Annotated in this window: 11 protein-coding genes; 4 read left to right on the forward strand and 7 right to left on the reverse strand. The window is 72.4% G+C overall.

Annotation, left to right across the window (positions count from 1 at the left end):
* Positions 1-205 precede the first annotated feature (205 nt).
* Positions 206-1,066: a maleylpyruvate isomerase N-terminal domain-containing protein gene (locus ASC82_RS16630; RefSeq protein ID WP_056648083.1), complete on the reverse strand. Its 861-nt coding sequence runs from the start codon at positions 1,064-1,066 to the stop codon at positions 206-208.
* A 183-nt stretch (positions 1,067-1,249) separates the two neighbouring features.
* Here ASC82_RS16630 and ASC82_RS16635 point away from each other — a divergent pair, with 183 nt between their 5' ends.
* Positions 1,250-1,606 (forward strand): VOC family protein, encoded by a 357-nt coding sequence (locus ASC82_RS16635; RefSeq protein WP_056648085.1) that lies wholly within the window; start codon positions 1,250-1,252, stop codon positions 1,604-1,606.
* A gap of 51 nt (positions 1,607-1,657) precedes the next feature.
* Entirely contained in the window at positions 1,658-3,187 is a 1,530-nt protein-coding gene (locus ASC82_RS16640; protein WP_056648089.1) for a UDP-N-acetylglucosamine 1-carboxyvinyltransferase, read from the forward strand.
* Between the two features lie 8 nt (positions 3,188-3,195).
* Here ASC82_RS16640 and ASC82_RS16645 read toward each other — a convergent pair whose 3' ends face one another.
* From ASC82_RS16645 to ASC82_RS16660, 4 genes are all read right to left on the reverse strand, one after another.
* Entirely contained in the window at positions 3,196-4,554 is a 1,359-nt protein-coding gene (locus tag ASC82_RS16645; protein ID WP_056648093.1) for a hypothetical protein, read from the reverse strand.
* Positions 4,555-4,580: 26 nt separating this feature from the next.
* Positions 4,581-6,134 carry an MFS transporter gene (locus tag ASC82_RS16650; RefSeq protein ID WP_056648096.1) on the reverse strand — a complete coding sequence of 518 codons (1,554 nt, stop codon included), beginning with the start codon at positions 6,132-6,134 and terminating at the stop codon, positions 4,581-4,583.
* 129 nt (positions 6,135-6,263) lie between these two features.
* Positions 6,264-6,677, reverse strand: a complete 414-nt coding sequence (locus ASC82_RS16655) for a RidA family protein (protein WP_056648099.1) — start codon at positions 6,675-6,677, stop codon at positions 6,264-6,266.
* On the reverse strand, positions 6,674-7,837 hold the full coding sequence (locus tag ASC82_RS16660; protein ID WP_056648101.1) for an acyl-CoA dehydrogenase family protein: 1,164 nt from the start codon (positions 7,835-7,837) through the stop codon (positions 6,674-6,676). The genes ASC82_RS16655 and ASC82_RS16660 overlap by 4 nt, the downstream gene beginning before the upstream one ends.
* 354 nt (positions 7,838-8,191) lie before the next feature.
* Here ASC82_RS16660 and ASC82_RS16665 point away from each other — a divergent pair, with 354 nt between their 5' ends.
* Positions 8,192-9,814 (forward strand): AMP-binding protein, encoded by a 1,623-nt coding sequence (locus ASC82_RS16665; RefSeq protein ID WP_056648104.1) that lies wholly within the window; start codon positions 8,192-8,194, stop codon positions 9,812-9,814.
* A 42-nt stretch (positions 9,815-9,856) separates the two neighbouring features.
* Complete coding sequence (locus ASC82_RS16670) at positions 9,857-10,687, forward strand: PaaX family transcriptional regulator C-terminal domain-containing protein (RefSeq protein WP_056648107.1); 831 nt, start codon at positions 9,857-9,859, stop codon at positions 10,685-10,687.
* Positions 10,688-10,703: 16 nt separating this feature from the next.
* Here the strand turns inward: ASC82_RS16670 and ASC82_RS16675 are convergent, their stop codons facing one another.
* Positions 10,704-11,762: a phosphotransferase gene (locus tag ASC82_RS16675; protein ID WP_056648109.1), complete on the reverse strand. Its 1,059-nt coding sequence runs from the start codon at positions 11,760-11,762 to the stop codon at positions 10,704-10,706.
* A gap of 50 nt (positions 11,763-11,812) precedes the next feature.
* Entirely contained in the window at positions 11,813-12,301 is a 489-nt protein-coding gene (locus ASC82_RS16680; RefSeq protein WP_056648112.1) for an anthrone oxygenase family protein, read from the reverse strand.
* Between the last annotated feature and the right edge of the window lie 65 nt (positions 12,302-12,366).

The following is a 12,366-nucleotide window of genomic DNA, read 5'->3' on the forward strand; positions in this document are numbered from 1 at the left end:
TGCCGCCACGACCCCTCGCCGATCCGCTAAGGTAAGGCTAAGTTAGGCAACCCTTACCGGGCAGGCGGCCACGGTGCGCCGTAAGCAGTTATCTCGATGTCGAGATAACTCTAGTGCATCCCCGCCGCTCGGTCATGCCCGGGCGGCCGGTAGATCCGTGGTGGCGTGCGCCACCACGACCGGGGAGCCGAGTCGATCGGCCCGCTCAGGGAGTGGCGACGAGTTCGCCGAGCCGCGTGGCGAGCCACGGCCTGCGGCCGCCTGCCCGCATCCGGCACTGGGCGATCGCCTTCCAGATCGGCGTACGCCGGAAGGAGACCAGCAGGAACGCGGTCGGCGCGACGGTGATCCGGCAGTCGTACGTACGGGGCGGGGCGTCGCGGGTCACCGTCATCGTCCCGTCGTCGACGACGATCGCGAGCCGCGGGCCGCCCCTGACGACCAGGTCGAAGGCGATGCGGACACCCCGGGCCTTCGCCTCGTCCAGAGCCAGGCCCATCATCGCGGGCATCGACTGCCCGATCACGAGGCTCGCCTCGTCCGGCCCGATCGGCCATGGGAGCCGGGCGCCGCGTGCGATGTCCAGGCCGTGCACGAGGGTCTCGCTGAGCATCAGGCCGGTGACGACGGCCACCGTGAGCGTCGGCTCCGGCCCGTACCAGGGGGCGGTGACGGGGGTGTCGGGGGCGAGGCCCTCGGTGATCCGCAGGAACGTCTCGCCCCGTTCGGCGAGGAGGTCGCCGAGGCGGGCGCGGTCGGGGCCGCCGAGGAGGCCGACGGAGGTGGCGTTCATGGCGGTGATCCGCTCGACGAAGGGCAGGTCACCGGAGGGCAGCAGATCGGCCCAATCCATGGACCCGTCGGCGGAGACGACGGATCCGTACGCGAGATACACGGACGTGAGGTGCGCGCCGACGTCGCCCACGGTCCACACGGGGACGCCGGAGGGGGCGTCCAGGTCGGGGACGGCACGCAACAGCCCCACGAGCCGGGGGATCGCGGCGGCCAGCGCGGCGCGGGTCTTGTGGTGCTCGGCGACGGGATCGAACGTCGTGACGGTGGCCATGCCACTCCCCCAAGCTGCGGACGGGCCCGCAGATTACCGCCGAGTAGTACGGCGGGGATAGACGCCGGGCCCGTCGGCCGGCGACACCCGGACGGCCGCGCACGAATGGCCGCGCACGGACGGCCGCGCACGAATGGCCGCGCACGAATGGCCGGGGACATCCGACGGGCCGAGGATCGAGCCATGTTCAACGGCGCGCACGTGATTCTCTACACGCGGGACGCTGAGGCCGACCGCGCGTTCCTCAAGGACGTCCTCGGCTTCGACCACGTGGACGCGGGCCGGGGCTGGCTCATCTTCAAACTGCCGCCGGCCGAGATCGCGGTGCACCCCACGGAGGGCGAGCCGAAGAACGAGGTCTACCTCATGTGCGAAGACATCACCGCCACCCTGAAGGCCCTGGACGACCGGGGCGCCGAGATCTCACGCCCCATCACCGACCAGGGCTGGGGCCTGCTCGCGGCCGTCCGGCTGCCGAGCGGCACCGAACTCCCCCTGTACGAACCGCGTCACCCGACTGCGCACAGCCTGTCACCCTGACGGCCCACCCCCCTGACGAGCCCCATCTCATATCTGAGATAACGTGACGCCATGGCAGACGACTACCTCGTACGCATCGGCAAGCTCATCCGTGACGCCCGGCAGCACCGTGGCTGGACGCAGACGCAGCTTGCCGAGGCGCTGGCCACGAGCCAGAGCGCCGTCAACCGGATCGAGCGCGGCAACCAGAACATCAGCCTTGAGATGATCGCCCGGATCGGCGAGGCCCTCGACAGCGAGATCGTGTCCCTGGGTTACGCGGGACCCATGCACCTCCGCGTCGTCGGGCGCCGCCGGCTCTCGGGAGCCATCGACGTCAAGACGAGCAAGAACGCCTGTGTCGCGCTGCTGTGCGCCTCGCTCCTCAACAAGGGCCGCACGGTCCTGCGCCGGGTCGCCCGCATCGAGGAGGTCTTCCGGCTCCTGGAGGTCCTCAACTCCATCGGGGTGCGCACCCGCTGGATCAACGAGGGCGTCGACCTGGAGATCGTGCCGCCGGCCGAGCTGGACATGGACTCGATCGACTCCGAGGCCGCGATCCGCACCCGCTCGATCATCATGTTCCTCGGCCCCCTGCTGCACCGCATGGACCGCTTCAAGCTGCCGTACGCCGGCGGTTGCGACCTCGGTACGCGCACGATCGAGCCCCACATGATCGCGCTGCGCCGCTTCGGCCTGGACATCACGGCCACCGAGGGGATCTACCACGCCCAGGTCGAGCGCTCGGTCTCCCCCGACCGTCCGATCGTCCTGACCGAGCGCGGCGACACGGTGACCGAGAACGCGCTGCTCGCCGCGGCCCGCCACGACGGCGCGACGGTCATCCGCAACGCCTCCTCCAACTACATGGTCCAGGACCTGTGCTTCTTCCTGGAGGCGCTGGGCGTCCGCGTCGACGGCATCGGCACGACGACGCTGACCGTCCACGGCGTACCGCAGATCGACGTCGACGTCGACTACTCCCCCTCCGAGGACCCGGTCGAGGCGATGAGCCTCCTCGCCGCCGCCGTGGTCACCGAGTCGGAGCTGACGATCCGCCGGGTCCCGATCGAGTTCATGGAGATCGAGCTCGCGGTCCTGGAGGAGATGGGCCTCGACCACGACCGCTCGGCCGAGTACGCCGCCGACAACGGCCGCACCCGCCTGGTCGACCTGACGGTCCGCCCCTCCAAGCTCGAGGCGCCGATCGACAAGATCCACCCGATGCCCTTCCCGGGCCTCAACATCGACAACGTCCCCTTCTTCGCTGCCATCGCGGCCACGGCGCAGGGCAAGACCCTCATCCACGACTGGGTCTACGACAACCGCGCCATCTACCTCACCGACCTCAACCGCCTCGGCGGCCGACTCCAGCTCCTCGACCCCCACCGCGTCCTGGTCGAGGGCCCCACCCGCTGGCGCGCCGCCGAAATGATGTGCCCCCCGGCCCTCCGCCCCGCCGTGGTCGTCCTCCTCGCGATGATGGCCGCCGAGGGCACCTCGGTCCTCCGGAACGTGTACGTCATCAACCGCGGTTACGAGGAACTGGCGGAGCGCCTCAACTCGGTCGGCGCGCAGATCGAGATCTTCCGCGACATCTAGGGCGCGTTTCAGCGGTCCGAATCCGCCCTGGTCGCCGCTGCGGCCAGGGCGGATTCGATGGAGGCCAGGGCGGTGTCGTCGAGGGGTGTGCCGTTGTGGCGGACGTCGGCGATGAGGGCGCGGGCCTCTTCGAGGGGGGAGGGGGTGGGCTCGGGGGAGACACGGGTGAGGCTGTTCGCGAGGTCGGCCACCGCGGTGCGGGCGCGTTCCGTGAGGGCGGGGAGTTCGGCTTCGGTCGCGAGGAGTTGGGCCTGGTGCAGGGTGTGGACCGCGGCGACGCGCTCGACGATGCCGACCAGGGGTGAGTGCGGCGGGATGGGCTTGATGCCGACTCCCGGGATGAAGACGAAGACGCCGTCGCTCGTGCCGACTCCGACCTTGTCGGGCGGTCGGGCGGGGCGGCGGGAGAACGCGAGTCTGACCGTGCCGGCTTCCTTGTTCACGGCCATGACGAGGATCTGCAGCGGTCCGGCGTCGAAGATGTCGAAGACGTTGTCCTCGCCCAGCACCTTCCATGTCCCCACCTCGGCCGGGAAGGCGTCCGCCAGCTCGGGCAGCGGGTCCCCCTCCGGGCAGCGGTGGGCGACGACCCAGCGCCCCGGGTTCGGCAGCCCCCGGTCCGCTCCCCCGTCCCTGCGTACGCGGTACTCGACGATGACGTCGGCCACCTTGACGGCGAGCGTTCCGCTCGCGGTCAGGGCTCCCGGCGCTCCGGTCTGCGCGGTCAGTTCGACGACGACGCCTCCGGGGTGGAAGACGCCGGCGGCGTCGGTCAGGTCGTGGACCGCGCCCCCGGCTTCCGGGTCGAGCCAGCCCGTCCGCAGCAGATTGGGCACGCACATCCCCGGGCCCGACTGGTCGAGGCCGGCCGTCCCCGCGCCGGCGAGGCCGGGCACGGTGTACATGTGGCCGAAGGTGCCCATGACACACCAGGGGTCCTCGTAGCGCGTCATGACGCCGTTCACCTCCGCCCAGGCGTCCGCGGCCTTGAAGCGGTGGCCGAGCTCGTGGCAGAGGAGCGACGGGCTGAAGCGCTTGGCGGCGATGAAGGTGGTGGTACCGGGGGTGGTGCCCCAGTCGGAGGCCGGTTCGTCGATCACGGCGACGACGTGGTCGTACGAGGCGAGGCTGAAGCCGAGGGCATCGGCGACGGCCTGGGCGGCGCCCGTGCCGAGGGCGTGCCACTCGGCGGCGGTGAAGGGGGCCTCCTGCCAGTCCTTCACCTCGAAGGTCGGGGAGACGCGTCCGCCGGACTGGGCGTGAAAGAAGGCGGCGACCTCGGCGACGGCCTTCCTGGCCCATGCGACGGTGAAGGTGGTCTGGCGAGGCTTGTCCTCGACGGAGAGGAGCAGGACACCGATGCGCACGGTTCTCTCCCTTGTGCTCGTTCCGCTCAGGCGCCCGGCACCACTCCGCCGCCCTTGAGGCGTTCGATGTCCGAGGGGCGGACCTGGATGGCGACGAGAGCGATCACGAGGGCGAGGACCGCGAAGACGGCCGCCACGATGAAGCCGGCCGAGACTCCGGCGGTGAGGACCTCGTCGCTCCAGGGCGGGGGCAGTTGGCCGGTTTCGGCGAACTGGGCCTTCTGCAGCGGGGTCGCCTGGGCGAGGAAGGCCGGGACCTGGTCGTCCGCCTCGTTGCGGCTGACCGTGCCGAAGACCGTGACCAGGATGGAGAGGCCCAGCGAACCGCCCACCTGCTGGGTCGCGTTGAGCAGGCCGGAGGCGGCTCCGGTGTCCTGGGCGCGGACGTTGGAGAGGGCCATCAGGGTCAGCGAGACGAACATGAAGCCCATGCCGAAGCTGAAGACCAGCATCGGACCGAGGATCGAACCCAGGTACGTCGAGTCGATGTTGGTGAGGGTGAGCCAGGAGAGGCCGGCCGCCAGGCAGAGCGAACCCACCACCATGAAGGGCTTCGGGCCGAACTTGGGCAGGAGTTGGGACGTGATGCCGGCGGCGACCGCGATGACGGCGCTCACCGGGAGGAAGGCGAGGCCGGCTTGGAGCGGGCTGAAGTCCAGGACGGTCTGCACGAAGAGCGTGAGGAAGAAGAACATGCCGAAGATCGCGGCCGCGAGGCAGAGCATGATGCCGTAGGTGCCGGCGCGGTTGCGGTCGGCGAACATGTGCAGCGGGGTGATCGGCTGCCGGGAGCGCCGCTCCACCAGGACGAAGGTGACGAGCAGGACGACCGCGGCGACGAAGGAGGCGATCGTGTACGGATCGCGCCAGCCTTCCTGTGCGGCGCGGATGAATCCGTAGACCAGCGCCACCATGCCGAGCGTCGAGGTGAGCGCGCCGGTCACGTCGAAGTGGCCGGGCTGGCGCGCGGATTCCTTGACGTGCCGGGGTGTCAGGAAGGCGATCATCAGGGCGATCGGCACGTTCACGAAGAAGATCCAGCGCCAGTCGAGCCATTCGACGAGGATGCCGCCGGCGAGCAGGCCGATGGCGCCGCCGCCCGCCGACACGCCCGCGAACACGCCGAAGGCACGGTTGCGTTCGGGGCCTTCTTCGAAGGTCGTGGAGATCAGCGAGAGGGAGGTCGGTGAGGCGATCGCGCCGCCGACGCCCTGGAGCGCACGGGCGGCGAGGAGTTGCCAGTCGCTCTGGGCGAACCCCGCGAGCAGGGAGGCGAATCCGAAGAGCAGGACGCCGAAGATGAAGGTCCTGCGTCGTCCGAGGATGTCGCCCGCGCGTCCGCCGAGGAGCAGCAGTCCGCCGAAGGTCAGCGTGTAGGCGTTCACGACCCAGGAGAGGCTGGTGGTCGAGAAGTCCAGGGACTGCTGGATGTCGGGCAGGGCGATGTTCACGATGGTGATGTCGAGGACCACCATCAGCTGACAGGAGGCGATCACGAAGAGGGCGATGCCCTTGCCGTCCCCGTCGCGCTTGCGCGGGGAGGTCGCGGTCGAGGTCGTCGGCTTCGGGTCACTGGTCATGGCTACTCATGGCTTCTCATGGCGCATCGCGCCCTCCACGGAGGGGCCGTGGGCCGGTCAGTCCACCTTTCGACACTAAGCCCGGTCCGCATGGGTGACCAGTTGATCAACGGCGCTGCCGTCGGTCGGTCAGAGGGGGGCGGGCTCGTCCAGGACGGCGAAGCCGTCCAGCTCCACCCGCGCCTGTTCGTCCCAGAGGCGTACGACTCCGATGACGGCCATCGCCGGGTAGTCCCGGCCCGCCAACCGGCGCCAAGTCCTGCCGAGTTCGACGGCGTGGGCGCGGTAGTCGTCGACGTCGGTGGTGTAGACGGTGACGCGCGCGAGGTCGGCGGGGGTGCCGCCGGCGTGCCGGAGGGCGGTGAGCAGATTGCCGAGGGCGGTGGCGAACTGCTCGGGGAGGGTGTCCCCTACGACCTTCCCCTCGGTGTCGAGCGCGGTCTGGCCCGCGAGGAAGACCAGGCGGGTTCCGGTGGCGGTGACGGCGTGGGAGAAGCCTGCGGGCGGGGCGAGTTCGGCCGGGTTGTGGCGGTGGAGGCTCATGCGGAAACCGCCTTCCCGGGAAGCGCGGCCTCGGGGCGCCGCGCGTGGGCAGCGTACAACTCCTTGGCGATGATCGCGCGCTGGACCTCCGTGGCCCCCTCGTAGATCCGGGGTGCGCGCACCTCTCGGTAGAGGTGTTCCAGCAGGTGGCCGCGTTGCAGGGCGGCGGCGCCGTGTACCTGTACGGCGGCGTCGACGACGTACTGCGCGGTCTCGGTGGCGAGGAGCTTCGCCATGGCCGAGCGCCGGGGCACGTCCGGGTCGCCGCTGTCGTACGCGGTGGCCGCCGCGTAGACGAGGAGGCGGGCGGCCTCCGTGCGGGTGGCCATCTCGGCGATCCGGTGGGAGACGGCCTGGAGGTCGGCGAGGACGCCGCCGAAGGCGGGGCGGGCGGCGGTGTGGGCGACGGCGGCGTCGAGGGCGGCCTGGGCCATGCCGACGGCGAAGGCCCCGACGCTGGGCCGGAAGAGGTTGAGGGTGTGCATGGCGACCCGGAAGCCCCCGTCCGGTTCGCCGAGGAGGTCCTCGGGGCCGACGGGGACACCGTCGAAGGTGAGGGTGCCGAGGGCGTGCGGAGAGAGCATGTCGAGGGACTCGCCGCCGAGTCCGGGGCGGTCGGCGGGGACGAGGAAGGCGGTGACGCCGCGGGCGCCCGCGCCGCGGGTGGTGCGGGCGAAGACGGTGGCGAAGTCGGCCTCGGGGGCGTTGGAGATCCAGCGTTTCTCGCCGTGCAGGCGCCAGCCGCCGTTCCCGTCGGGGACGGCGTCGAGGGCGAGCGCGGCGGCGTCGGAGCCCGCGCCGGGCTCGGAGAGCGCGAAGGCCGCGACGGCCCGTCCCGCGGTGGCCTCGGGGAGCCAGCGGGCGCGCTGCGCGGGGGTGCCGAAGGCGGCGACCGGGTGGGTGCCGAGGCCCTGGAGGGCAAGGGCGGTCTCGGCCTCGGTGCAGGTCTGGGCGAGGGATTCGCGCAGGAGGCAGAGGTCGAGGGCGCCGGCGTCGAAGAGGCGGGCGAGGAGGCCGAGTTCGCCGAGGGCGGCGACCAGGGGGCGGTTGACGCGGCCGGGCTCGCCCTTCGCGGCGAGCGGCGCGAGACGGTCGGCGGCGAGCTCGCGGAGCTCCGCACACCAGGTGATCTGTGCCGGATCGAGCGAGAATGCGGGCATGTGGGCCCTCTCCGACGCCCTCCGGCGCCCTTGTCCCGGCGCCGTCCGGCGCCTTCGTCCGTGCGCCCTCCGGCGCCTTCGTCCGTACGCCGCCCGGCACGACTGTCCGTGCACCACTCGGCGCCTTCGTCCGTACGCCGCCCGGCACGCCTGTCCGTGCACCGCCCGGCGCCTTCGTCCGTACGCCGCTCGGCACGACCGTCCGTGCACCACCCGGCGCCTTCGTTCCTGCGCCGCCCGGTACGCCTTTCCCTACGCCGATCGGCACCCTTGTCGCGAACCGTTGACTGTCGTCACCAACACGATACGCTCGTGGGGCGTTGAGCGACCCCACCACGACAGGGGGACGGACTCATGGAGCTGACACCCTCGGCCCACCTCGACACCTTCGCCCGCGACGGCCTGCCCCCGCCGGAGCGGTGGCCGCGACTCGTCTTCGAGCTGCCGGAGCTCACCTACCCCGACCGGCTCAACTGCGGGGCGGAGCTCCTCGACCGCACGGTGGAACGATTCGGCACGGACCGGCCCGCCTTCCACGACGGCGAGGGCCTGGTCTGGAGCTACGGAGAGCTCCAGGACCGCGTCGACCGCATCGCCCACGTCCTCACCACCGACCTCCGGGTCCGCCCCGGCAACCGGGTGCTCCTGCGCGGCCCCACCACCCCCTGGCTCGCCGCCTGCTGGCTCGCCGTGATGAAGGCCGGTGCCGTCGCCGTCACCGTCCTGGCGCAGCAGCGCGCCCCCGAGCTGGCCGTGATGGCGGACGCGGCCCGCTGCACCCACGCCCTCTGCGACGCCCACTCCCTCGACGAGCTCCTCGCCGCCCGGATCCCGGGCCTCCGCGTCACCCCCTTCGGCGGGGACGGCCCCGAGGACCTGCTGGCCCTCGCCGCCCGCCGCCCCGGCCCGTACGAGGCGGTGGCGACCGCCGCCGACGACGTGGCGCTCATCGCCTTCACCTCCGGCACCACCGGGCAGCCCAAGGGCTGCGTCCACTTCCACCGGGACGTCCTCGCCGTCGCCGACACCTTCTCCGCGCACGTCCTGCGCCCGCTGCCCGACGACGTCTTCGCCGGTTCGCCGCCGCTCGCCTTCACGTTCGGCCTCGGCGGGCTCGTCGTCTTCCCCCTGCGGGCCGGGGCGAGCGCGGTCCTGCTCGAACAGGCCGGGCCCAAGCAGCTGCTCGCGGCGATCGAGCGGCACCGGGTCTCGGTGCTCTTCACCGCCCCGACCGCCTACCGCGTCATGCTCGACGAGCTGGGGGCCGGCGCCGCCCCCGACATCACCTCGCTGCGGCGCTGCGTCTCCGCCGGCGAGAACCTGCCGGAGGCGACCTGGACCGCCTGGTACGGCCGCACGGGGCTGCGCCTGATCAACGGCATCGGCGCGACCGAGCTCCTGCACATCTTCATCTCCGCCGCCGACGGCGACATCCGCCCCGGCACCACGGGCCGCCCGGTGCCGGGCTGGCAGGCCAGGATCGTGGACCGGGACGGGAAGGAGGTCCCGGACGGCGAGGAGGGGCTGCTCGCCGTGCGCGGCCCGGTGGGCTGCCGCTATCTGGCCGATCCGCGCCAGGCCGAGTACGTACGGGACGGCTGGAACGTCACGGGCGACACGTACGTCCGCCGGCCCGACGGCTGGTTCCGCTACGTCTCCCGGGCCGACGACATGATCATCTCGGCCGGGTACAACATCGCGGGGCCCCAGGTCGAGGAGGTGCTCCTCGACCACCCCGACGTGGTCGAGACGGCGGTCGTCGGCCGCCCCGACGAGCTGCGCGGCCAGGTCGTCGTGGCGTACACGGTCGTACGGGACGGGGTGCCGCGCGATTCCGTCACGGCCGCCGCGCTGCGGGCCTTCGTCCGCGCCCGACTCGCCCCGTACAAGTCGCCCCGCGAGATCGTCTTCCTCGACGCGCTGCCGCGCACGGCGACGGGCAAGCTCCAGCGCTTCCGGCTCCGCGACCCGGTCTGATCCGGCACCGGGCACGTCCGGACCACCCCCTAAAGTGATCACGTGGCCGAGCAGCACACTCCCCGATCCCTGATCGTCTCCCTCTACGGCGCGTACGGCCGTGGGCCCGACGACTCCCCCATGCCCGTGGCCGCGCTGATCCGGCTCCTCGGCGGGCTCGGCGTGGACGCGCCCTCGGTGCGCTCCTCGGTGTCGCGGCTGAAGCGGCGCGGGCTGCTACTGCCGCGCCGGACGGCGGACGGGGCCGCCGGGTACGCCCTGTCGGAGGACGCCCGGCGGCTCCTCGACGACGGCGACCGCCGGATCTACGCCCGTACGGAGCCGAAGCTGTCCGACGGCTGGGTCCTGGCCGTCTTCTCGGTCCCCGAGGCCGAGCGGCACAAGCGGCACCTCCTGCGCTCCCGGCTCGCCCGGCTGGGTTTCGGCTCGGCGGCGCCGGGTGTCTGGATCGCGCCGGCCCGGCTGTACGAGGAGACGCGGAACGCCCTGGAGCGGCTGGAGCTCTCGACGTACGTGGACCTCTTCCGGGGCGAGCACCTGGGGTACGCGGCGACGGCCGAGGCGGTGGCCCGCTGGTGGGACCTGCCGGCGATCGCGGGGCTGCACGAGGAGTTCCTCGCGGCCCACGAGCCGGTCCTGCGGGCCTGGCGGTCGGCACCGGGCGGCCCGGAGGACGCCTACCGGGCGTATCTGCTGGTCCTGGACTCCTGGCGGCGCCTGCCGTACGCGGACCCGGTGCTGCCGGCGGAGCTGCTGCCCGACGACTGGCCGGGCCGCCGCTCGGCGGAGGTCTTCACGGCCCTCCACGAGCTGCTGTGGGACCGGGGCGCGGAGTTCGTGCGGCCGTTCGTCGCCGGGGACGCCCCCTCCTAGTACCGACCGGTCCCGACTAGAACCAAGGGCGGGTGTCGTGCGAGGGCAGGGGCCGCGGTTTCGGCCGGCTCTCCAGCAGGCGCAGGGCCAGGGTGGAGCTGAGGCGGCCCAACGCGTGCAGGTGGTCGTGGTCGCGGGTCATGTCGGCGACCACGCCGAGGCGGTGGACGAGCCGCTCGCGGGCGGAGGCGTTGCCCCACTCGAAGTCCTCGGTGGGTACCCGGGCGAGCTGGTCGACCGTCCCCCGGTGGGCCCGCTCGACGAGCGCGTCGCCCTGGATCAGCCAGCCGGCGCACACGTCGGCGAGGTCGCCGGGCACGTCCCTGCCGGTGAGGCCGCGCCAGGTGGTCCGGTAGACGTCCTCGACCTCCGCGAGCGGGGCCGTGGCGACGGACAGCGCGCACCAGCAGGTGGGGAAGGCGATGCGGAAGTAGGCGAGTTCGACCAGTCCGTTGCCGAGCGCGGCCCGTTCGAAGTCGACGAACCGGACGCCGTCGGCTCCGCGCAGGTCGTTGCCGGGGCAGGGGTCGCCGTGCAGCAGCGCGTGGTGCGGGGCGGGGTCCAACCGGTCGAGGAGGGCGGCGAGTTCGCCGGGCACCTCGGCCGGGACGGGCACGTCGAGCGCCCGGGCCAGCGCGAGGAAGGACTCCGCGTCGGCGGCCGTGGGCCCCGACCAGGCCGGGAGCGCGCCGGCGTCGGCGGGGCCGGTCAGGGCGTGCAGCCGGGCGAGCGCCTCGGCGTACCCCGGCATCCAGTCGTCCGTCCTGCCGAGGTCGTCCAGGTGCTCCAGGACCATCACCCGCGAGGACGGGTCGGTGGCGAGCACCGCGGGGGCCACGGCGGGCCCGCTCGCCCGCCCTGCCAGGCGCAGGCCGGCGACCTCCCGCGCGAAGCGCGTGTCCGCGTCGGCGCCCTCGTCCCCCTCGTCGGTGACCTGCTTGACGATCACCCGGCTCCCGTCGGCCAGCCGGACCCGCCACACCCGTGACCGCGGACTGCTGTCCAGGAGCTCGCTCCGCTGGGGGATGCCCACGGTGGAGCGCAGAAGGTCGTCGAACGGAAGGGTGTTCAGCATGCGGACGAGCCTAGTCGCAGCTCCGTACGCGTGAGCGAGCCGGACACCCTCTAGCCCCGGGCCGTGGTCCTCACCATCAGCGCCCGTACCAGGCAGGCGAGTCCGGCCGTGGCCAGGAGGGTGCGGACCACGTTCCACGTCACCCAGGGGTCCTCGAAGGCCGCACGGGCGGCGACCGGGTCCTGGGCGGTGGCCAGGGCGGCGTTGAGGGGAACGTTCCCCGCCGTGGTGACGAGGAAGACCCCGAGGGAGAGGACGAAAGCGGCGAGCGTCCAGCCCCGCGCGCCGGTGGCACGGTGCTGCCAGGCGGCCACCGCCGCGAGGATCGGCGCCCCGAGGAACACGGCGAAGAAGAGCGGGTTCTGGATCACTTCGTTGATGTTCCGCATCACCTCGACGAAGACCCGGTCGTCGCTGCGCGCCAGCGCCGGCATCACCGAGCAGACGTACGCGAACAACAACCCCGCGACCAGTCCGCTCGCCACCGCCGCCGCACCGAGGACCGCCCCGGCACCTTTCCCGCCCCTGTTTTGTGTCATGTCCCCATTCAACTGGGTGGAGGGTGCCGTGGACCATGATTTCGCGTCGCAGCCGCATACGCGAG

It is taken from the genome of Streptomyces sp. Root431 (genome assembly GCF_001426585.1).
Classification (GTDB): domain Bacteria; phylum Actinomycetota; class Actinomycetes; order Streptomycetales; family Streptomycetaceae; genus Streptomyces; species Streptomyces stackebrandtii.

Bases quoted from the DNA above. Each gene is read 5' to 3' on its own strand.
- ASC82_RS16655 (WP_056648099.1), bottom strand. From the start codon at position 6,677: ATGAGCCTCCACCGCCACAACCCGGCCGAACTCGCCCCGCCCGCAGGC.
- ASC82_RS16675 (WP_056648109.1), bottom strand. From the start codon at position 11,762: ATGCTGAACACCCTTCCGTTCGACGACCTTCTGCGCTCCACCGTGGGC.
- ASC82_RS16680 (WP_056648112.1), bottom strand. From the start codon at position 12,301: ATGACACAAAACAGGGGCGGGAAAGGTGCCGGGGCGGTCCTCGGTGCG.
- ASC82_RS16650 (WP_056648096.1), bottom strand. From the start codon at position 6,134: ATGACCAGTGACCCGAAGCCGACGACCTCGACCGCGACCTCCCCGCGC.
- ASC82_RS16635 (WP_056648085.1), top strand. From the start codon at position 1,250: ATGTTCAACGGCGCGCACGTGATTCTCTACACGCGGGACGCTGAGGCC.
- ASC82_RS16660 (WP_056648101.1), bottom strand. From the start codon at position 7,837: ATGCCCGCATTCTCGCTCGATCCGGCACAGATCACCTGGTGTGCGGAG.
- ASC82_RS16630 (WP_056648083.1), bottom strand. From the start codon at position 1,066: ATGGCCACCGTCACGACGTTCGATCCCGTCGCCGAGCACCACAAGACC.
- ASC82_RS16640 (WP_056648089.1), top strand. From the start codon at position 1,658: ATGGCAGACGACTACCTCGTACGCATCGGCAAGCTCATCCGTGACGCC.
- ASC82_RS16665 (WP_056648104.1), top strand. From the start codon at position 8,192: ATGGAGCTGACACCCTCGGCCCACCTCGACACCTTCGCCCGCGACGGC.